19 protein-coding genes are annotated in these 20,811 nt (G+C 37.3%); 9 read left to right on the forward strand and 10 right to left on the reverse strand.

Features of this window, described 5'->3' with window-relative positions; all coding sequences use genetic code 11:
- Positions 1 to 231 precede the first annotated feature (231 nt).
- Positions 232 to 1,209, forward strand: a complete 978-nt coding sequence (aes, locus tag D7029_RS15830) for an acetyl esterase (protein WP_194951197.1) — start codon at positions 232 to 234, stop codon at positions 1,207 to 1,209.
- A gap of 20 nt (positions 1,210 to 1,229) precedes the next feature.
- On the opposite strand, the gene D7029_RS15835 is transcribed toward aes, so the two are convergent.
- The gene (locus tag D7029_RS15835) at positions 1,230 to 1,943 is read right to left on the reverse strand and encodes an NUDIX hydrolase (RefSeq protein ID WP_194951198.1); all 714 of its coding nucleotides are present in this window, start codon (positions 1,941 to 1,943) and stop codon (positions 1,230 to 1,232) included.
- Positions 1,944 to 2,096: 153 nt separating this feature from the next.
- Between D7029_RS15835 and D7029_RS15840 the strand changes: the two genes are divergently transcribed.
- Together D7029_RS15840 and D7029_RS15845 are read left to right on the forward strand one after the other, a co-directional pair.
- Positions 2,097 to 3,116: an SPFH domain-containing protein gene (locus D7029_RS15840; RefSeq protein ID WP_194951199.1), complete on the forward strand. Its 1,020-nt coding sequence runs from the start codon at positions 2,097 to 2,099 to the stop codon at positions 3,114 to 3,116.
- Positions 3,116 to 4,060 carry a sugar kinase gene (locus D7029_RS15845; RefSeq protein ID WP_194951200.1) on the forward strand — a complete coding sequence of 315 codons (945 nt, stop codon included), beginning with the start codon at positions 3,116 to 3,118 and terminating at the stop codon, positions 4,058 to 4,060. Before D7029_RS15840 ends, D7029_RS15845 begins: the two co-directional genes overlap by 1 nt.
- 2 nt (positions 4,061 to 4,062) lie before the next feature.
- Here D7029_RS15845 and tetR(H) read toward each other — a convergent pair whose 3' ends face one another.
- A complete protein-coding gene (tetR(H), locus tag D7029_RS15850; protein WP_194951201.1) occupies positions 4,063 to 4,686 on the reverse strand; it encodes a tetracycline resistance transcriptional repressor TetR(H) in 624 nt (207 codons plus the stop codon).
- Between the two features lie 92 nt (positions 4,687 to 4,778).
- On the opposite strand from tetR(H), the gene tet(H) reads away from it, so the two are divergent.
- A complete protein-coding gene (tet(H), locus tag D7029_RS15855) occupies positions 4,779 to 5,981 on the forward strand; it encodes a tetracycline efflux MFS transporter Tet(H) (RefSeq protein WP_194951202.1) in 1,203 nt (400 codons plus the stop codon).
- 75 nt (positions 5,982 to 6,056) lie between these two features.
- Here the strand turns inward: tet(H) and D7029_RS15860 are convergent, their stop codons facing one another.
- The 6 genes from D7029_RS15860 to D7029_RS15885 form a co-directional block, all read right to left on the reverse strand.
- The gene (locus tag D7029_RS15860) at positions 6,057 to 6,824 is read right to left on the reverse strand and encodes a class I SAM-dependent methyltransferase (RefSeq protein WP_194951203.1); all 768 of its coding nucleotides are present in this window, start codon (positions 6,822 to 6,824) and stop codon (positions 6,057 to 6,059) included.
- Positions 6,825 to 6,915: 91 nt separating this feature from the next.
- A complete protein-coding gene (locus D7029_RS15865; RefSeq protein ID WP_194951204.1) occupies positions 6,916 to 8,538 on the reverse strand; it encodes an ABC transporter substrate-binding protein in 1,623 nt (540 codons plus the stop codon).
- A 27-nt stretch (positions 8,539 to 8,565) separates the two neighbouring features.
- Positions 8,566 to 9,498, reverse strand: coding sequence for an oligopeptide/dipeptide ABC transporter ATP-binding protein (locus D7029_RS15870; protein WP_194951205.1), 933 nt, complete (start codon positions 9,496 to 9,498; stop codon positions 8,566 to 8,568).
- A 1-nt stretch (position 9,499) separates the two neighbouring features.
- Positions 9,500 to 10,294 (reverse strand): ABC transporter ATP-binding protein, encoded by a 795-nt coding sequence (locus tag D7029_RS15875; protein ID WP_194951206.1) that lies wholly within the window; start codon positions 10,292 to 10,294, stop codon positions 9,500 to 9,502.
- 1 nt (position 10,295) lies between these two features.
- The gene (locus tag D7029_RS15880; protein WP_194951207.1) at positions 10,296 to 11,156 is read right to left on the reverse strand and encodes an ABC transporter permease; all 861 of its coding nucleotides are present in this window, start codon (positions 11,154 to 11,156) and stop codon (positions 10,296 to 10,298) included.
- 5 nt (positions 11,157 to 11,161) lie between these two features.
- Positions 11,162 to 12,097, reverse strand: coding sequence for an ABC transporter permease (locus D7029_RS15885; RefSeq protein ID WP_088494600.1), 936 nt, complete (start codon positions 12,095 to 12,097; stop codon positions 11,162 to 11,164).
- Between the two features lie 1,613 nt (positions 12,098 to 13,710).
- Between D7029_RS15885 and ecpA the strand changes: the two genes are divergently transcribed.
- From ecpA to D7029_RS15905, 4 genes are all read left to right on the forward strand, one after another.
- The gene (gene ecpA / locus D7029_RS15890) at positions 13,711 to 14,310 is read left to right on the forward strand and encodes a common pilus major fimbrillin subunit EcpA (protein WP_194951208.1); all 600 of its coding nucleotides are present in this window, start codon (positions 13,711 to 13,713) and stop codon (positions 14,308 to 14,310) included.
- A 66-nt stretch (positions 14,311 to 14,376) separates the two neighbouring features.
- A complete protein-coding gene (locus tag D7029_RS15895) occupies positions 14,377 to 15,063 on the forward strand; it encodes a hypothetical protein (RefSeq protein WP_194951209.1) in 687 nt (228 codons plus the stop codon).
- Between the two features lie 17 nt (positions 15,064 to 15,080).
- Positions 15,081 to 17,591: a CS1-pili formation C-terminal domain-containing protein gene (locus D7029_RS15900; protein ID WP_194951210.1), complete on the forward strand. Its 2,511-nt coding sequence runs from the start codon at positions 15,081 to 15,083 to the stop codon at positions 17,589 to 17,591.
- Positions 17,592 to 17,604: 13 nt separating this feature from the next.
- Complete coding sequence (locus tag D7029_RS15905; protein WP_194951211.1) at positions 17,605 to 19,176, forward strand: fimbrial protein; 1,572 nt, start codon at positions 17,605 to 17,607, stop codon at positions 19,174 to 19,176.
- A 26-nt stretch (positions 19,177 to 19,202) separates the two neighbouring features.
- On the opposite strand, the gene D7029_RS15910 is transcribed toward D7029_RS15905, so the two are convergent.
- Together D7029_RS15910 and D7029_RS15915 are read right to left on the reverse strand one after the other, a co-directional pair.
- A complete protein-coding gene (locus D7029_RS15910; protein WP_165122375.1) occupies positions 19,203 to 19,400 on the reverse strand; it encodes a hypothetical protein in 198 nt (65 codons plus the stop codon).
- A gap of 74 nt (positions 19,401 to 19,474) precedes the next feature.
- Positions 19,475 to 19,777: a phage holin family protein gene (locus tag D7029_RS15915; RefSeq protein WP_109394151.1), complete on the reverse strand. Its 303-nt coding sequence runs from the start codon at positions 19,775 to 19,777 to the stop codon at positions 19,475 to 19,477.
- Between the two features lie 578 nt (positions 19,778 to 20,355).
- On the opposite strand from D7029_RS15915, the gene D7029_RS15920 reads away from it, so the two are divergent.
- Positions 20,356 to 20,616, forward strand: coding sequence for an ogr/Delta-like zinc finger family protein (locus tag D7029_RS15920; protein WP_023582814.1), 261 nt, complete (start codon positions 20,356 to 20,358; stop codon positions 20,614 to 20,616).
- Positions 20,617 to 20,811 lie beyond the last annotated feature (195 nt).

The following is a 20,811-nucleotide window of genomic DNA, read 5'->3' on the forward strand; positions in this document are numbered from 1 at the left end:
TTTATATATATTAACATTTCTAATAGCTATTTTTATTCCCAACAGAGTTATTTAGTTAAGAAAAACTGTGCAATTAATCCTATTTTAGCCCTTTTATTTAAATCCAAGTCAGATCACATATTTACCTCTCACCCTTTCCATTTCGCGCTAACGTTCAATATTGGATATCAAGATCCCAGTTTATTAAGCCTCATTATTTACAATACCCCACAGTGATAATTGGAGGCATGAATGAAAACTAAAAATAAAATCAATGTGCTAGAACTTATTTCGCCAGAGATGAAGCAAGTTATGCAATTTTATGCAGATAATCCGCAACCTGCGCCAGAAAATGATGGTTATTCATCAATGCGTCTTGCTTATAATCAAGATAGGCGTTATTGGAATGCAGATGCACCAGAGATGTTTAGCATACAAGATATTTCGGTGAGTACTTCTTATGGAAATGTATTAACACGTCTTTATAAACCCAAAGAGAAAACACCCGCAACACTCTATTATTTGCATGGTGGCGGTTTTATTTTAGGAAATTTAGATACTCACGATCGCATTATGCGACTGCTTGCCTGCTATACCGGTTGTGCCGTTATTGGTATTGACTATTCATTGTCTCCCGAAGCTCGCTATCCTCAAGCCATTGATGAATCGGCACAGGTTTGTCAGTATTATCATCAAAATGCAAAACACTATGATATTAATACACAACATATTGGTTTTGCAGGTGATTCTGCGGGTGCAATGTTATCTCTTGCTACTGTATTGTGGCTACGCGACAAACAAATTCACTGTGGCAATATTAGTGCTGTTTTGCTTTGGTATGGATTATATGGCCTACGCGATTCCACCAGCCGTCGCCTTTATGGGGGAGAATGGGATGGATTGCGCCAGCAAGATCTAGAAGAATATGATAATGCATATTTAACCGCACTTGGCAGTCGTGATGCACCTTATTATTGCTTATTCAATAACGATTTAACGCAAGATATTCCACCTTGCTTTATCGCCAGCGCACAATATGACCCACTTATTGATGACAGCGTGACACTATTTAAAACCTTAGAAGCCCATCAATTAGCTTGTGAATATAAAATGTATCCAGGCACATTACATGCCTTTTTACACTACTCACGTATGATGAAAGTGGCTGATGACGCCATTCGAGATGGCGCTCACTACTTTGTCAAACAACTGACTTTGTCAAACAACTAGCTTTGTAAAATGTCAGCCCATTAAAATTCAAGATTTCGAATAAAGCGATAATCCGCAGACGCCTCTTTAAGTCGATACAGACTTGCAGGGCGTCCTCTTTCTGCGCGTTTTTCTCCAGTATCAATCAATAAGTCAGCTTGCTCGATGCGTCGTCTAAATGATTTTTTCTGGATCTCTTTACCAATCAAAATTTCATGAACATGTTGCAATTCTGGCAGGGTAAATACTTCTGGTAATGCAAACCCGGGAACAATCGAATAGAGTGATTTTTGCTTTAATCGCTCTCTCGATTGGGCAATTAATTCATGGTGATCAAACGCTAAGCTTTGTTGTGCAATTTCATCCATAGGGCACCACATCACCGAATCCACGGTATCGATATGTGCTTCACAGGCTTGATGTGCAATCAACGCGGTATAACAAACCGTCACCGACCAACCTCTTACATCACGCTGGCTATTTCCCACTGAACAGAGCTGCTCAATATAAGGGGGGACCACGCCCGTTTTCTCTTTTAATTTTCTTAGCACCGTATCTTCAAGGCATTTGTCTTGCACTTCATCGACAAATCCACCGGGTAAACCCCATTTTCCTTTTTCAGGATGCTCCCCTCTTTTCACCAACAACACTTTTAACTGCTCTTCATGGTAAGTAAACAGTACGGCATCAACGGTGATCAGTGGAGATAGGAAATCACGACGGTTATAACTGGCTAAAAAATCTTGTTCATTCATGGCGTAAGCTTTATTAGAAAACGATGAAACTATTTTAAGCCTAAACAGCAAAAAATCAAATTTTGTCATAAAGACACTAAATCAGTTGACAAGCATAGTGTCGATAGGACACAATTCAGTTATTGTCATAAGGACACTAATTGGAGAGACACTATGTTTAACTTAAATTACTTTAAAGCTGATTCATCAACATTCATTATCAAATCCGTCAATGGTCGCGTTCGCCAACAAGGTAAAGGCTTGAGTTTTTGGTATAACTCCGCCACAACCTCTATTGCGGCATTACCTTTAAACGCGCAAGAAGCACCTTTTATTTTTAACTTCCAAACCTCGGACTTTCAGGGTTTACGCATTCAAGGGCAAATCTCATTTCAGGTTAAAGCACCTGAAAAAGCCGCAGAAGTACTCAACTTTAACTTGAGCAAAAACGGCAAATCGTATGCCTCTGAAGATCCACTCAAACTCAGTGATCGTGTTGTACGTATTGCACAAACCTTAATTCAAGCGAAGATCCAAAGCACACCACTTAGAGAAGCGTTATTACTTAGCCAATCATTAGTGACTTTGGTGATGGAACAATTAATTGAACATCCCTCATTAGAGGCGTTAGGTATTGCGATTTTAGATGTCTCTATAGCGGCAATCACACCATCACCAGAAACCTTAAAAGCACTCGAAGCCGAAGCGAGAGAATCCTTACTGAAAGAAGCCGATGATGCCATTTATGCTCGTCGTAAATTCTCAGTAGAACAAGAGCGCACCATTAAAGAGGCTGAATTAGAAACCGATTTATCTGTTCAACGTAAACGCCAAGAGATTGAAGAAGCACGTTTAGAAAACGAACGTACATTATTACGCGAACAAGCTGAAATTGAAAAAGAGCGCCTTGAAGCCAAGGTTAATGCTGAAGCAAAACGCAAAGAACTGGTCGCGTTAAGTGCTGAAAATCAGCGAACACAATCAGAAGCAGATGCTTATGCTATTGAAGCTACCATGCGTGCTTATCGCGAATTGCCCGTTGAGAATCTAAAAGCAATGGCACTAGCAAAAATGGACTCACAACAATTAATGGCAATGGCATTTGAAACCTTAGCGCTGAATTCAGGAAAAATCGGCGAGTTGAATATCACACCTGATTTATTTAGCCAATTTATGAAAAAAGGCAGTAAATAATGCAACGTAACGAAGATTTTCGCTTTGTGCTGGTGATGAGAAAAAGCCGCTTACAGGAATTAATTGAGCGCTTTAATACTTGGTCACAAGCCAAATTCTATTTAGAACACAACAATGTTGAGGTAAAGGATTACCTCAATGAACACAATTTATATCAAAAGCAACTCACAGAAGCTGAGCTGATTTTAAAATCATTAGGACGATTTCAACTTTTAGAAAGAGGTCTATTGCCTAGCTATCAATTCTCACCTCACGATATTGTGGTGGTAATTGGTCAAGATGGGCTTGTAGCTAATACGCTGAAATACCTTAATGGACAGCCCATCATTGCGATAAACCCTGATCCATCAAGATGGGATGGTAAATTATTACCCTTTGAAATAGGGCAATTAAAAGAGACAGTCATTAATACCATTAATAAAAAAATGCCATTTAAAACAGTCACTTTTGCACAAGCGACAACCAATGATGGTCAATCCTTATTAGCGGTTAATGACTTATTTATTGGTCCTAAAAGCCACACTTCTGCACGGTATATTTTGCAATGGAATGGCGCTGAAGAAGTGCAATCTTCATCAGGCATTATTGTATCAACAGGACTGGGATCAACAGGATGGTTTCAATCTATTCTTGCTGGCGCAATGGCAATTACAGGAGAAGCTTCACACCCTCTGTCACAAGGTTTTAGCTGGAGTGAACGAAAGCTACAATTTAGTGTAAGAGAGCCGTTTCCAAGTAGAACAACTGGTGTTGCACTGACTTTTGGTACTATTGAGCCTGATTCACCACTGCAATTAGGATCTTTGATGCCAGAGAATGGTGTGATTTTCTCTGATGGCATCGAAGATGACTATTTACAATTTAACGCAGGTTGCATTGCCCACATTGGTATCGCTGACATACAAGGGCAATTAATTAGCCAAAAAGGACGTCAGCGAATTTAAATTTATTGAGCGCTCTTTAATACTGTTTCAAGTCCAGAGATCATCACATCAAGGACAAACAAAAATGCAGCATCACCATTATCACTATCCATAATTGCAACGGCTTGGGTTAATAATGGCGGATAGGCAACAGCATCCGTCTCTGCTTTTTCACGCTCTTTTTGGCTTTCTTGATGCTCTTGAGTTTCCAGTACGGAGCCTAATGTGAAATGCGCAATAGAGCTCAATGCATACACAGCTTGAGATAGACTAAACCCTGCATCACACAAAAATTGTAGTTGCTGTTCTGATGTCTCAAATTGGCTTTCAGATGGACGTGTTCCTGCATGAATTTTGCCACCATCACGATACATTAATAAGGCTTGGCGAAAGCTTTTCGCGTTATTTCGTAAAAAATCCTGCCATGTTTCATTCGGCAATGGCAAAACATGATGATGATGCTTTTGCAAAATAGTTTCTGCTAATGCATCTAACAAAGCGCGCTTATTTTTTACATGCCAATACAGCGTCGGTTGCTCAACACCTATTTTTTGCGCCAACTTACGCGTTGTTAATCCTTCAATACCAACTTCATTAAGTAAAATCAACGCATTATCAATAACTTGTTCTTTATCTAGCTTTGCCATTACCTACCTCAGAATAAAATAGCCTTGACAATCTATCACTGATAGAGATATTTTACACCCACTCTATCACTGATAGATTTTTTAGGATCTCAATGAATAAATCAATTATTATTATACTGCTGATCACCGTATTAGATGCCATTGGTATCGGGCTTATCATGCCAGTACTCCCTACGCTATTAAATGAATTTGTCAGTGAAAATTCGCTGGCAACCCATTACGGTGTGCTATTAGCGCTCTATGCTACCATGCAGGTCATTTTTGCCCCTATTCTAGGACGACTGTCTGATAAGTACGGCAGAAAGCCCATCTTGCTGTTTTCCCTTTTAGGCGCCGCACTCGACTACCTGTTAATGGCATTCTCAACCACACTTTGGATGCTCTATATTGGGCGCATCATTGCTGGTATTACGGGTGCAACAGGTGCTGTATGTGCATCATCGATGAGCGATGTGACTCCTGCTAAAAATCGAACTCGCTATTTTGGTTTCTTAGGGGGCGCATTTGGTGTTGGTCTTATTATTGGCCCAATGCTAGGGGGGATATTAGGTGATATCAGTGCTCATACGCCGTTTATCTTTGCCGCTATTTCACACTCGATATTATTAATCCTCTCTTTGCTCTTTTTCCGTGAAACGCAAAAAAGAGCAGCGATTGTTGCCAATAGCACGCCTCAAAACCAAACTGCATCAAATTCAGTCACTGGCTTTATTAAGAAAAGCCTCTACTTTTGGTTAGCAGCCTATTTTATTATCCAGCTTATCGGGCAAATTCCTGCCACAATCTGGGTGTTGTTTACACAATACCGTTTTGATTGGAACACAACCTCTGTCGGCATGTCTTTGGCTGTTCTGGGTGTATTACATATTTTCTTTCAGGCCGTTGTTGCCGGGAAATTAGCACAAAAGTGGGGCGAAAAAACCACCATTATGATCAGCATGTCTATTGATATGATGGGTTGCTTATTATTAGCGTGGATAGGTCAAGTTTGGGTTATCTTGCCAGCATTAATTTGCTTAGCCGCCGGAGGAATGGGACAACCTGCATTACAAGGCTATTTATCCAAATCTGTCGATGATAATGCGCAAGGGAAATTACAAGGCACACTGGTGAGCCTAACCAATATTACCGGAATTATTGGGCCACTCTTATTTGCCTTTATTTATAGTTATAGCATCGCTTATTGGGATGGTTTGTTATGGATGATGGGTGCCGTATTTTATGCCATGTTGCTTATTACTGCTTATTTTCACCAAAGAAAAGCAACACCTAAAACTGCTATTTCGATATCTTAATATTAAAAAATTATAAAGATCATAAAAGTCCTATCCACTCTTAATCGCGTAGATAGGACTCTGTTTTTATCGCAATTAATAAGTCACTTTTACCCAAGGCTTACTAGCTGCAATCATAAACATTGGTGTTGAGCGATAAAGCACTTTACGTTTTTCGTCATACACTCGCTCATTAATATTAGTTAAACAGGTTAGTTCTGAATAACCTAGGGTAACTAGCGTCTCAAGATCCCATTGTGGTCTAATTTTTTGACACATCGGCATACTTTTACGGTAATCGAGCATTGCATCGCTATACCCTGCTGGCTTTTCATTAAACAGTGCAGTATAGGCTTCAATATCTTCACTATTTTTCTGATTTAAGCCGTCATCAAATAAATAGCGATTCCAGTTAGCATCAAAAATCAGTGTTCTTGCTCCCGGTTTTAAGACTCGTAACCACTCTTTATAACCTTGTTTGGCATCTAATAACGTCCATGCCACATTACGGCTAATCACCAAATCAAAATGATCATCAGGGAAAGGTAAAGAGTGGCTATCGCCTTGCATTACATCGACATCAACTTGGTAAGTTTCAAAGTTTTTCTTAGCGACATCAACCATCGCATCAGTGCAATCTATTGCCGTTACTTTGTGCCCTGCTTTCGCCATAATAATAGAGAAAAAACCGGGGCCTGTTCCCACATCCAGCACCTTTAATTTACCGTGTTGACCACAATATTCATGAATAATATTTAGCCACGCTTCTCGTTGGAAACAGTTTAATTCTAATTGGATCAAATTACTGTAATTCTCAGCACCCTCTGTCCAATTTTTTAATAATTTATCTTTTGAGTCCTGCATAACAAAACCTACCAGTAAGTAAACTAAAATAAATAAGCAAAATCACGGCGCGACTAAGATCTGATATAGCTAGCAAAGAGCGCCGTAGAGACTATTTTTCAGATGTATGAGGTACAGTGAGTTTTTCCCATGCAACAGGCGCGTAGTTATTTACACCCACTTCAAAATTAGCCACCTTCTTAGGATTAATGGCAAAGTTTGTCACAGGATGATAAACCGGTGCGGTGATCGCCTCTTCACTAATAAAGGTCATAATGCCGTCATAACCTTTTTGGCGATCTTCTTCGTTTAATGTCGCTAACGTTTTATAAATCATCGCCGAGAGATTTTCGTCATACCATGCTTTAGCTTGCTGATTATTAGCTTGAATATCGTAGATCTCTAGCATAGAGCTATGAGGCATCCATGAATCTGAAGCCGTGCGCATTAAAGCCATATCAAAATCTTTTGATTCTAAGGTGGATTGGGTATAACCATTACGATCGAGTATTTTTAAATTAACTTGAATACCTGTTTGCGCTAATTCTGCTTGAATAAATTCGGCAAGGGTTTTCCATTCAGGAAATTCGTCTGTTGTTAGCAAGAAAGAAAAAGCTAAAGGCTTACCTTCTTTTTCAAAAATTCCTTGGACATTTTTGCTATATCCAGCCTCAATTAATAATGCCTGCGCTTTATCTTTATCACCCGCTAATGTGGTGTTATTTTTTGCATTCGCATAAGGCACGCCTGATTGATACATTCCGGTCGCTTCTTTACCAATATGATTAAAGAGATCTTCCGCAATGCTTTTTTTATCAATGGCGTAATTAATCGCTTGGCGAATACGCTTGTCTTGTAATTCAGGTGTACGTTGGTTAAATGCAATAAAGTGGGAACTTAATGTATCAGCGGTAAATGTTTCAAATTTCTTATCTTGTTCTAGTTCCTGAATATTTCCCATCGGGATTTTACCAATCAGATCACCGCCAATAATATCTACCTCACCACTTTGTAAGGCAAAAACACGCGCCTGACCATCAGGAACAACTTTAAAGATAATGCGATCTAACTTTGGTTTTTCACCCCAATAGTAAGGATTTGGCACCAGCGTAAAGCTTTTATCTTTTTCATAACTTTCTAGCATCCAAGGGCCTGTTCCGACAGGCTTAGTAAAGGTTTTACCGTCTTCACCTAACGACGCTGGGCTTAAAAAGCGCACAGGTCGAGGATAGGTCATTTCCATTAAAATAGGATAAGAAGGATTTTTATAAGTAATACGCACAGTGTATTTATCAATGGCTTCCATTGAATCTACTAATGTTGCGGTAATTTGGCTATAACGAGGATTATTCACCCAACGTTTTAAGTTAAAAATAACCGCATCGGCATCAAACGGAGTGCCATCTGAAAACTTCACATTTTCGCGCAGTTTAAAGGTATAGGTTTTACCATCTTCTGAGATATCCCAACTAGTTGCTAATGTTGGAATAATCTGACCTTCGCCGCCATCTTCTGTTAAACCGTCATAAATCATCTTAAAGACAAAATGAGGGCCATTATAACTGGCAGCATCAAGCATATTCATTGCACCATCACGATAAATAGCCACGACAACTTCATTTTTTTGTTCGACTTGAGTGGTGTTTTCTGTTGGTTTTTCATCATTACAGCCTGTTAATGCCGTTATTGAAAGAAAGCCAACTAATAAAGTACGGTGTATTAATTGTTTAAACATATTTTTTCTCTTTCTATCTTATTGTTATCAATTGATTATTTGATGACATGCAACCCAATGATCAGATGCAATTTCTATCAAAGAGGGTGTTTGTTGCTTACAGATATCTTGTCGATTTACACAACGATGGTAATAAGGGCACCCTGTGAGTGTTTTAGGTGCATCAGTGTAGATTTGTTGTTTAAAAGGCGTGCGTTGTGAAGGATGAGTCGGTAATACGGCAGATAATAAAGTTTGGCTATATGGGTGTTGAACACGGTTATCCATTTTAGGAATAACTTCAACAATATGACCAAGATACATCACAATAATACGGTCACTGACAAAGTTAACCGCGGAGATATCATGAGAAATAAACAGATAGGTCAGTTGTAATGTCTTTTTAAGGGTATTAATTAACGTAAGGATTTGCTGTTTTAAAGCAAAATCAATACTCGAAACAATCTCATCACACACCACAAATTCAGGCTCAAGCACGAGTGCTCTTGCAATACCAATCCGTTGTTTTTGTCCACCGGATAACGCATCAGAATGTCTTGATAAAAAAGAGCTATCTAAACCGACTAACTCTAATGTTTTACTGATTAGTTGCTGACGCGCTTGGCGAGTAAGGTGTTTATAATTAATTAATGGCTCAGCAATAATTTGTTCTACGGTAAAATAAGGATTAAAAGCATCTGCACTGGCTTGAAAGATCATCTGCATATTTTGGCGAATTTGGCGCATCTGTTTAAAACTAAAATCTGTGATCGCCTGTTTTGAAAACGTAATAACGCCCTCATCACTTTGTTCTAATTTCAGTAATAATTTGCCAAGCGTGGTTTTCCCACATCCAGATTCCCCAACAACACCTAACGTTTCGCCTCGATAAATACAAAATGAGGCATTGGCAACCGCACAGGTTGTGACACCATTTTTTTTATAATATTTAGACAGGTTTTTGACTTCGACTAATGGCATCTTATTTCCCCTGCTTTATTGTTGAAAATAAACGCTGGGTATATTCATGTTGAGGCTCATCAAAAAGTTGAGTCACACTTCCCGAACTCACAATATTGCCCTGATACATCACATAAACGTTGTCTGCCATTTGCGCCACAATACCCAGATCGTGCGTGATCAACAAAATGGCGATCCCCAATGATTTCAAACGATCAATTTCATATAAAATAGCCGCTTGCGTTGTGAGATCTAAAGACGCTGTCGGTTCGTCAGCGATAACAACTTGCGCCTCTGATAACAACCCCATACCTACCATAATGCGCTGACACATACCGCCACTTAACTCAAATGGGTACTTATTTAACAACTCATCTGCATGGCTTAATCCAAGGCGAGATAAAATATCTTTATATCGTTGTCGCTTTTCTGTTTTCGATTTTTTTCGCCATAAAGGGGATAGTGATTCGGCAAAATGCTTTTCTATTTTGATGGTTGGATTTAATGCACTTCTTGGCTCTTGGAAAATCATGGCAATTTTCTGCCCGCGAATATTTCGCCACTGCCTTTCGCTTTTATTTGAAATCACTTCACCAGATAACGTTATTTCACCCGAAACAACCTTTCCGGGCTTATCCACTAAATTCATTAAAGAGAGTGCCGTAGCTGATTTACCACTTCCCGATCCTCCAATTAATGCCGTTATTTTTCCGGCATAGAGATCAAGATCGATATTATTTACCGCTACAAACTCACTTTTTTGTTGTTGGAAAACGGTCGTCAGCCCTTTGACGGATAAAACAGGTTTAGAGCACATCTTAAATCTCCTCCTGTTTTTTTAAATCTAAGGCTTTAGCGTTGTTTTGTAAGACATCATTTAATCCTTCACCAATCATATTTAGCGCCCACACTGACAGCATAATGGCAAGTGCAGGATAGATAATCATCATCGGATATTGCGTCATATATTGTCGGCTATCACTGAGCATCACTCCCCAATCTGCAATAGGTGGTTGTGAGCCTAAACCGATAAATGAAAATGCCGCAACGTGCGTAATAACCGCCGCAATACGTAATGTGGCGAGAACAATAATAGATGACATGGCATTAGGAATAATGTGATGAAATATAATACGGCGATGAGGTGAACCGACAGAGATAGCCGCTTGAATAAAATCTTTCTCTTTTAATGCAATAACAGAGCCACGAATAATACGGGCAAAAGGTGCCCACCAAAGGGTAATAAATACCAATAGGATCGTCATTAAACTGGGACCTGTGATCCCAATCGCCGCCAATGCCAATAAACTGGATGGAAATGTTGATGCGATATCAACAAGACGCATAATCAAGTTATCGGTTTTGCCTCCTACATATCCCGCTAAAATTCCCAATGGAATACCAATACTAAGCATTAATGCAGTGGCAAGTACCGCTGTCGAAAGGCTGGTGCGGACCCCATAAATTAAGCGTGAAAAGACACAACGGCCTAGTTGATCCGTTCCTAATGGATAATCAACGCTAGCACTCATCAGTTTTAATTTAACGTTAGTCAAATAAGGATCATGAGGGGCTAAATAAGGAGCAAAAACACCCAAAATAATGAGAAAGAGGATGATCACCACGCCAGTCATTGCTAAACGTTGTTGTAAAAATCGCTGCAAAAAATTCGGCTGCATGGTTATCACTCCATCATTATTTTAGGATCGATAAACACATACAACACGTCTATCAAAAGGTTAATAACAATGTAGGTTACCGCCACAACAACGATATATCCTTGAATAACAGGCAAATCTTTAAGGCGAATACTATCTACGGCAAATTTGCCAATACCATTCCATGAAAAAATGGTTTCACAAGCAAATTGCCCGCCTAACAACTTACCAAAATTCACGCCAATTAACGTAATACAAGGCAAAACGGCATTTTTTAAACCATGACGAAAAAGGGCTGCTGTTTTACCTAATCCTCTTGCTCTAGCCGCTCGAATATAATCGGTATAACTCACTTCAATTAAGTTGTTACGTAAAATACGGGTATACATGGCGGCATACCCTGCACTGAGCGTTAAAGCAGGTAAGAGAATATTTTGCATACTGTCGCCTGCAATCACTGGCGCAAGATGCAATTGGATCGCAAAGATATACAGTAATAATAATCCGAGACAAAAATCAGGTAAGGTCGCAGCAACCGTGGTTAAAAAACGAATGCCGTGGTCAATCGGTGTATCTTTAAAACGCACAGAAACTAACGCGATAGGGACACATAAAATGATGGCAAATAACGTAGAAACCAACGCCAGTTTTAACGTTGCAGGAAATCTATCCATAATTTCTTGGCTAACAGGTAAACCAGATTGAATCGAAGTACCAAAATCACCTTGTAAGGTGTGTGCCAGCCAACTTAAATACTGGATATACAGAGGTCTATCTAATCCAAGCTCTGTTCTCACCGCGGCAATACTGTCAGGTGTTGGAATGATCCCCTTGCTTCGTAAGGTAATTTCAGCAATATCACCCGCTGAAATATGGCTTAATATAAATGCCAAAATGCTGACAATAATAAGCATAGGAACAACTTGGATAAGTCGTTTAAAAATAAAGCGTTTAAAGTTCATTTTGATGATTTATTATAATGATAAAGTTGGCGTCTAATAACTTAAAGCCAAATTATAGAGATTAATCTTTGATGAACTATTGATATAACACGTTATTTATTCAATTTCTTTAGCTAAATAAAAAATAACTTTTTTATTTTATATATATTCTAAAGATAAATATTTATATTTTTAAAACAGTTATAAACAAAATTATATTTGGAATTTTAGAAATAATAACAGTTTATTTGGATTTTGTTTATATAGATTAAAATCAATAAGTTAAAAAACAAAAAAAGAAGATGAAAATCATCTTTTAGAAAAAAGAGTAATTTGGCGAAAAGATACAAATTAATAAAAAATAGAGATGAAAACACATTAAAAACACTTATAAATAAAAAAGCTCAAATAGAATATTTAATTTATTATTTCATTATTGAACTCTTATTAAAAAACAAAAAATGTCTCTAAATAATCGATTTCAACTTCACATTTTCTATTATTAATAGGTCAAAACAAAAATCGTATTAACATAACTGATATCGAAATCCATCTTTATTCCCTCAACCATGTTGATTGTTAATACCCTACATACTCTTTTCGATTAGATGTAAAACAGAGAAAGTTGGCGCTCCGCTGCTCTGTTGCAAAAGACAAACATTATCAAATTCTGTCGAAACCGTTATTTGATTGATTATCTCTTTTTTAAGTAAGTACTTCGCCACATCATTATAAATACCCTGTTTATATTAAATTGCATAAGAGAGCAGTTTAGTCACATCGCTATTTTATGATAGTTATTTTCAATCATATTCACTTTGAGCAAAAAACAAATATTTCATTATTGATTTACTTTTTATTTACATTATAAAGTTATTATCCAACTAAGAATAGAAATAGAATTCTTATTAGTTTTATCTCTATTTAAATAAGAATTATTTGTAGTAACAGTCATATATTAATTTAGATCAATATTCACTAATCATTTTTAGATACTCCCAATAATAAAGTTTATCTGTTAATTAGAAACTCATCACAAAACAAACAAAACACCAAAATAAATCCAAAAAAGACTAAGTTAGTGGACTTATATTTCTAAAAATTACCTTACAAAACAAAAAAAAACAAAAAGAGAATAAATAAAATTTTTTATATAGTGATAAGTAATCATAAATACTTAAGTTATCTTTACTTAATAACGATAAAAAACTCGATTTACGCGTATAAAAATTGAGATAAAGTTTAAAAACACTAATATTTTTATTTTGCAGCAGAAAATCCTATGAGATTAATCCTATCCCCATAAAAGTTTTAAATTGTAGAATTGACCTCAAGACAAATTGGTAAATAAAACAAATAATCCAAAAAAGAATAAATGCACTTATTTTAGCTTTATCTCTTTTTCGCATATTTGAATATATTGACTAAAAGCATAAAGAGAATTGACATTCAAAAATTCAAACAATCAGTTTTCCATTTCAAAAATATATTTTATTTAAAATGAGTCTATTTAAAATTCATTTTAAATAAGTATTTTTACTAAAGCCTAAATAACTGAATAACAGATCATTTTTAAATAATATCTGTTATTTAAAAACATTATGTAATAAGAATTAATCTACGAAGGATATTTTATGAAAAAGCTGACATTAGCCGTTCTTGCAGTTGCTATTATGGGTACAACAACTCTTGCTCAAGCTGATACTCGTAAAGCAAGTGCTGTTGCTTCATGGGATGCGAAAGCATACAAAGATACTAAAAGTATGTTAGTTGTTACACCATTAAAATCTTTAACTTTCTATTATGCAGAAGGTATTAAAGCATTTAACTCTCAAGATGGTGCGTTCGATATCACTATCCAAGGTCAAGAAAAAGCCACTGACTTTAAACTGACTTCAAAAATCATCACCGATAAATTAGTACGTGCTTCTGATAACAGCGAATTAACTGTTGGTGTTAAATGGAATGGTACTGACTTAACTAGCTCAACAGAAACCACCATGGTTGACGTTGCTGCTGGTACAACTGCAGGTCTGGATTTCTTAGCTCAAGACGGTGCTTACAACGGTAAAGAACGTGTAAGCGGTCAAAGCCAATTCACTTTTAATATCGCTTCCGCAAAAATCGCAGGTACTGATGCTCAATTCTCTGATTTAGCAGACGGTTACTGGGATGGCGACGTTAAAGTTCAGTTTACTGCAACTTGGGAAGGCGACTTCACTAAAGCACCATAAGTTACAAAGTCAGTATTTTAATAAATACGGGATGAGCGAATTTTCGCTCTCCCTCAAGGATCCACGATGAAAAAAATAATATTAGCGTGTTTGAGTCCTTTGGTTTTTTATAGCCAATTTGCAGCAGCCATCCATGTCGGCGCTATTACTGAAACAATGCAGTCTGATCAAACTATTCTTGCCAAAGAAATCGAAAATAACGTTGAGCAAGCTCGGTTAGTCGGATTATCTATTGAGCGTATTTCATCGCCTTTAGAAGATGGAAAAGTGATCCCTTTAGTTAATAATGAGATTTTGATCTCACCAGCAAACTTAATTTTACCCGGAAAAACCAAAGAAAATTTCAAGATTTTTTATAAAGGTCCTAGTGATAATCAAGAACGCTATTATCGCTTAGTTTGGCGTGATGATCCCGTGACTGAAACCGGATCAACACAGAGCGCAAAAGCAGCAACTGCGACCACATCAGCAATGATAAGCACCATTTTAGTCGTCGCCCCACGTCAAGAAAACTTCAGTTACCGTTTCGATAAAAGCACTCGTATTGTTTACAACACGGGGAATAGCTCATTCCGTACTGTCGCCACGGGCGATTGTATGCCTGATGCCGTGACAAAAAATGAAAATAATCGTTGTAGTGAACGCTATTACGTCATGCCAGGCCTTGGTGTTAAGTTAAAACAAGTCGATGTTCAAAGCAAAAGAGCAACTGTCGGTATTTGGCATAACGATGATTTTATTATTATAAATTAATTTAATAAGGATTCATTGTGCGTAAATCAGGGATAGCTCTAGGTATCGCTTTATGCCTTTTATCTGGAAGTGCATTTAGCCAATCGTCTAGTTTAAAGATGGGTAACTACATCATTCCTAGTGTCTTCGTAACTGCGTTAGAAGAAGGCATGACGATCCCTGTTTATCTACGTTATAACCTCTCTAATCAATCTGTATTAGAAGAACAAAGCCGTAATAAAATTGCCGATGCACTAGTGGTACTTAAAGACAATAAAATTACGATTAACTCAGTGACTCCAACACTCGATGAAGGTGATGCACAAGTTGCCTCTATCAATGAGCAACTCCTCCAATCATTAAACGAACTTAAAGATAAACCCTTTGATCAAAATAATAAGATAGTGCTTTCCCCAGATGCTACGCTTAATTTTGATTTAAGTACCTTTATTATGTCGTTAGATGTTAATGAAGCAGGCCTTGCCACTCAAGTTAAAGCCCGTTCGGAAATGTTAGGAAAATCAACCGTTGATAATATTTCCTCCGTTACCACCTATGATTTAGGTGTCTATAACAATCAAATGAAACAGCAAAAAGATAACACCAACAGTTATTTTTCAATCGACAGTATTTGGAGTTTTGCTGAAAACCATTTGAACTTAAGCGCCACTGCATATGGCTTAGGCACCGCAGAGCAATCTTTTGACTTTTATCGTGCCATGTTTGAACGTGACTTTAATGGTCGCCGTCTTGCTTTTGGTCTATTAAATACATGGAACTTACAATCTATTGCTTCCATGTCAGCACTTAACAGCAGTAAAGTTTATGGTGTTACTTACGGTAATAACTCATCGTCTAAAGTAAGCCATTCTCAACTTTCTCTAACACCCATTACGGTCTTTTTGCCAAGTGCCGGTGAAGTGCGCATTTATCGCGATGGAAAATTATTAAGTATTCAAAATTTCCCAATGGGGAGCTTTGAAGTGGATACCGCACCACTTCCTTTTGGTATTTATGAAGTCGATGTCGAAGTAGTGATTGATGGTCAAGTTCGCTCTAAGCAGCGCCAAACTGTCAATAAATCTTACAATATGAAAGGCGCAACCTTAAACCAATTCCGTTGGGAATTATATTCAGGATATGTAGATTACAAAAAGCGTATCAAAAATAATAATAACGAATATCGTACAACCAGTGGCGATAATACGATCTTAGTTGGTGGCGCAGGTGCGATTACATTAGGTGTATTTTCAGGCTTGAACCTACAAGGTTCTGCTTATGCTTTTGATAATCTTGCCGTATTAGAAACCAATAGTAATTTACAATTAACGGACACACTCTCAACCAGTTGGCAGGCATTAATTGCTAAAGATGGTAGTAACCGTAATATTTTTACTGCTAATTACTCCTTGCCTAAAGGGATTGGTGCATTATGGGTCAACCGAGAAAAAGGAAATATCAAAGATGATTTTCCTATGTATGACTCTGATAACTACTCTTTTGGTACTACCCTGAATTTCTCTCAATTTTGGGAATATGCAGGCTCATTTACTTATTCTCACACTAAAGATTTAAGAGATAAAAATAAGTCTAACAGTTTTGAATATGCAACTACACTTTATACAGGTCGTTATGGCAGTATGAGTTTGCGTACTGGTGTTCAACGCTATCACTACGATAACCAAAACAGTACCAACGAAAAATATATCACCTTAGATTTCTCACTGCCGTTAGCAACATGGCTTAGTGCAGGTGTTTCTTCCAGCAATGGTAATCTACGGGGCGAGTTATCTGCATCAAAAAGCTTTGAAGATTCCGCTATTCGTAATGCAGGTTTATCCATGTCCACTTTGTTACATGATAAAGATGGTACTGACAGTGATTTCTCTGTCAGTGGTTATGGCTCGTTTGATACCAAATACAGTACCGGTACGTTAACCATGAGTCGCCCTAATAATGATCGTTTAAATACCACATTAACGGCACGAGGTTCATTGGCTTATAGTGATATGAATTTCTCCGCCAGTGGTAAACAAGAAACATCGGGCGTGATTGTCAAAACTGGGATTGATGGTGAAGGACAAATTGCCGCTAACGTCAATGGTCAGCGCTTTGTATTATCGGGTAGTAATAACTTTATTCCGCTTTCCCCTTATTCCGAATATAAAGTCGAATTGCTGAATGATAAAAACAGTGAAGATAGTTTTGATATCGCCTCAGGCCGTGTGAAAAACGTGGTGCTTTATCCGGGTAACGTTGCAGTACATCAGCCTGAGTTAAAACAGATGGTCACCGTATTTGGTCGAATGAAATCACCTGATGGCACGCTGTTAGCCAGTGCACAAGTACGTAACCATATCGGGCGTACTCAAACCGATACCCAAGGGCAGTTTGCGATGGATGTCGATAAACGTTATCCAGTGATTTCATTACAACAAGATGATAAACAAATTTGTGAAGCTGAATTAGATCTGTCGTCAGCTCGGGGTGTGCTGTGGGTAGGTGATGTGATTTGTGATCCGCAAACTACATTGGTAAACAGGAATTAAAGGAAAGCATATAATGTTCAAACATTACCTATTATTAATACTTGCCCTTTTTACTACATTCACATGTAATGCAGTAACCTACACCAATGATATTGTTTTTATTGAAAACAATATTGATAACGAATATTTTATTACCCCACAAAAAACGGACCCCCGTTTTAGTGGTGCTAACGTTTTTACCAAATATAGTAGTGACCAACTTAGTTTAGGTTATATGGGATATACAGGTGTTGTTCCTCTCTACAATTACTTTGATATTTGGTTAGAAAACTCTCCAATTAAAATGCCATTTATTGGTAACCGTTGCTGGCGAACCTATAGAGATTGCCCTTCTGATGGTATACAAAGACCAGAGCAAGTTTTAAGTAACGGAATGTATCGTGCTTATATGAATACTCATGGCGGTGAAGCGGGTATTCCTAGAGCGATATTTTCTGATTCTTTTTATCAATATATGCAAAACTTACCTGTTGGTAGTACAGAAAATTTTAATTATTTTTTCTGCTATACCAAAAATGATTACAACCCGGCATTAGGCCAAACATGTCGTTCTGTAAACGGTAAAGTAGATGAGCAAAGTTTTGCGATTACCAAAAAAGGGCATATAAGACTAAAATCAACCAATGCGTTACAAGAGATTTTTGTCGATAGTGAAGGTAATGCCGTATTAGGCTTAGGCTCTAAATTTTGTGAAATTGTGGGCGATAATGTTGTCTGCAAGATGGTCGATTATGAGCTAAAAGGCGAAAGCTTAAATGTTATGAGACTGGCGATGAAAGTCGATACGACCGCATTATCATTTACACCAACCATAACGGATATTTATCTCTCTCAAACACCTACTTCAACCAAATATTATTATTCATCACCAACCATTGCTTCTTATTTAATCACTCCTGGTAATGGTGGCGTTTATGTTCATTTTACAAAAAGTTTTTTTAAAAAATTAATTAAAAACAATGTTGATCTCTCTAAGAGCCAAGATTTATTTACCTTTAGCTTTACCAATACTGCGGTACCTCAATCAGGGTTCTATGAATTTACACCATCAAATACAATTATTATCAAGCCTCGCGATTATGGCATTAGTATTGTTTCTAAAGAATTAGTCAACAATCCTCATAGAGAAGGAAAAGTGGGCGATAAAGAGCCACCGCTAACCTTTGACTATATTGTAACCACCAGTGCATTTCGCCAAGCAAATAAAATTACTGCCGCCGTTGAAGGACCGAAAACAACAATCCGAGGTCAGTCTTACTGCTTATTTAGTTCTAAAGATAAAAAAATCAATGTGCCTTTTTCAGCCTATTTAACGTATACCGATGAAGGTGGCTCAAAAGTAAAAAACCGCACTGCTTGCGATAATGTGCCTATCTCCATAAAAGAAGCATTATGGACAAAAACCACATGGCCTTATCCTTATCAGTTAGAAGGCAATTTCTATCGTACCGATTTACAATTAACCTTTCCTATGAATGAAAGTGCTTCTCTTTTCTCAATGGAAGGTGAAGACTGGATTGGTGTCGTAGAGGCTCAGGGCTATGTTAATGTCTTTGCAGAATGGTCAGGAACTGACATTCATTAAGTAAAATAAGCATCTCCTCTTTTATATTAGGGATAATTTTCCTCTAATACATAAACAAAAAGTTGAAGATCAAGACAAGCATCCATGTTTGCTTGATCTTCGATTTGCGTTATTAACATCCGTTGTTCTAACGCTATATTGTCTCGATGCCATCCTTGAGCAATCCAACCCAAACTAAACGCCAGTAGTGCAATCCATGCATATAACGCTTGTGTGTTGAACATGACCTAACTCCTTAGTCATTCGAGACAAAACTGACTTTATCGACTTTTATTATGATGAAAACGTGTTGCACTTTTTACTTGGTATCATCTTTTTCTTTCCCTGAAAAAAATTGATTACCTCGTTTACGTAACCAGATTTCGACTAACTGATAACCCACAATACCGAGCGCTGAGCCTATTCCCATTACTGCGACAGAATCAATTCCAGGCCATAAAATAAGCAGTGCGCCAGCAACAACAGAAACCGCAGAGCCTAAAATAATTTTGCCGATAAACAATCTTAATGTAATGGTTTCATTCGCAACGAGCATCTTCCCTAATGCAATAAAAGCGCCCACTATTACTAACGATATCAATGTGCTGTCATATTCATCCATGAATACACCTCATCTCTGATTACACTCTCTTTAACCGTAAAAAGAACCCTCACCTCCCAACATTCATCAGATAATCTGTAAAGAATTAGCAGTAAGCCACGACCCTGTGTAACTGAATAAATTCCCGATTGAGATAACGTAAGTTCCTTTTATTTCAACTACGCGCAACATCCATTTGCGGTAAACAACAGGCGATTCAGTTATATTACTGCTAACTTCCTTGTTAACTTGTAATAGACATCCTTGTCTATTGCTTTTTACTTACACTGAAAATCAACAAAAAGAATAAACAATAAATTCAATATCTTGCTTATCTCCGTATCATTTAACGTGAAGCTATTATCTACAAAGTTTGTATTTCAGGCTAGTAAGTTTGTTCGGTTAACGTCGGTTATCAAGGCTTATCCGTCAATAACCGAACTATTCATATCAATTAAAACAAACAAACTTGTTTTAAGCATCTTTAAATAGCCTTAAAACAAAAATTTATATAAAAAAACAATAAATAGGCTGGTTATAATACAAATTTCAGCTAATATAGAAGCTATCTGATAGCCTTTAGCAAAGAGAAAAGCGATATGCGTGTCTTAACTATTTTTTGTCCTGAGTGCGGTGAAAAAGCGCTTATAAAGAAAAGTAATCGTAAACACAAAGAGTTATCCGATCTCTATTGTGCTTGTCGTGATCCTGAATGCGGGCATACCTTTGTTTTAAACCTCACGTTTAGTCATACCCTTATGCCAAGTGCAAAAAACAAAGATACCTTGTTATTAGATGTGATTAAAAACCTTTCTCCAGAACAGAGAGAGAAGGCACTCACTCTTTTGCAAGGTATGTAACCATCACCAATAGACACTCTTTTTTTCATTTATTTTTATGATCTTGCTCCCATTCTGACAGGTTATTTGACTAACCTATTCTTATAGAAAGACAAATGATGTAGATTCATTTTTAAGCTAAATAAAAATAATTCTTATGTTTTAAATAAAACAAACACCGCTTATTGATGCCGTGTTTGCCAATCCTTTAATAAA

Source organism: Proteus vulgaris, from assembly GCF_016647575.1.
GTDB classification, from domain to species: Bacteria; Pseudomonadota; Gammaproteobacteria; order Enterobacterales; family Enterobacteriaceae; genus Proteus; species Proteus mirabilis_B.

Excerpts from the sequence above, each read along its gene's own strand:
- D7029_RS15860 (WP_194951203.1), bottom strand. The coding sequence starts at position 6,824 with ATGCAGGACTCAAAAGATAAATTATTAAAAAATTGGACAGAGGGTGCT.
- D7029_RS15895 (WP_194951209.1), top strand. The coding sequence starts at position 14,377 with ATGAAAAAAATAATATTAGCGTGTTTGAGTCCTTTGGTTTTTTATAGC.
- ecpA (WP_194951208.1), top strand. The coding sequence starts at position 13,711 with ATGAAAAAGCTGACATTAGCCGTTCTTGCAGTTGCTATTATGGGTACA.
- D7029_RS15845 (WP_194951200.1), top strand. The coding sequence starts at position 3,116 with ATGCAACGTAACGAAGATTTTCGCTTTGTGCTGGTGATGAGAAAAAGC.
- D7029_RS15910 (WP_165122375.1), bottom strand. The coding sequence starts at position 19,400 with ATGTTCAACACACAAGCGTTATATGCATGGATTGCACTACTGGCGTTT.
- D7029_RS15905 (WP_194951211.1), top strand. The coding sequence starts at position 17,605 with ATGTTCAAACATTACCTATTATTAATACTTGCCCTTTTTACTACATTC.
- D7029_RS15915 (WP_109394151.1), bottom strand. The coding sequence starts at position 19,777 with ATGGATGAATATGACAGCACATTGATATCGTTAGTAATAGTGGGCGCT.
- D7029_RS15870 (WP_194951205.1), bottom strand. The coding sequence starts at position 9,498 with ATGCCATTAGTCGAAGTCAAAAACCTGTCTAAATATTATAAAAAAAAT.
- D7029_RS15875 (WP_194951206.1), bottom strand. The coding sequence starts at position 10,294 with ATGTGCTCTAAACCTGTTTTATCCGTCAAAGGGCTGACGACCGTTTTC.
- D7029_RS15835 (WP_194951198.1), bottom strand. The coding sequence starts at position 1,943 with ATGAATGAACAAGATTTTTTAGCCAGTTATAACCGTCGTGATTTCCTA.
- D7029_RS15840 (WP_194951199.1), top strand. The coding sequence starts at position 2,097 with ATGTTTAACTTAAATTACTTTAAAGCTGATTCATCAACATTCATTATC.
- aes (WP_194951197.1), top strand. The coding sequence starts at position 232 with ATGAAAACTAAAAATAAAATCAATGTGCTAGAACTTATTTCGCCAGAG.
- D7029_RS15865 (WP_194951204.1), bottom strand. The coding sequence starts at position 8,538 with ATGTTTAAACAATTAATACACCGTACTTTATTAGTTGGCTTTCTTTCA.
- D7029_RS15920 (WP_023582814.1), top strand. The coding sequence starts at position 20,356 with ATGCGTGTCTTAACTATTTTTTGTCCTGAGTGCGGTGAAAAAGCGCTT.
- D7029_RS15880 (WP_194951207.1), bottom strand. The coding sequence starts at position 11,156 with ATGCAGCCGAATTTTTTGCAGCGATTTTTACAACAACGTTTAGCAATG.
- D7029_RS15885 (WP_088494600.1), bottom strand. The coding sequence starts at position 12,097 with ATGAACTTTAAACGCTTTATTTTTAAACGACTTATCCAAGTTGTTCCT.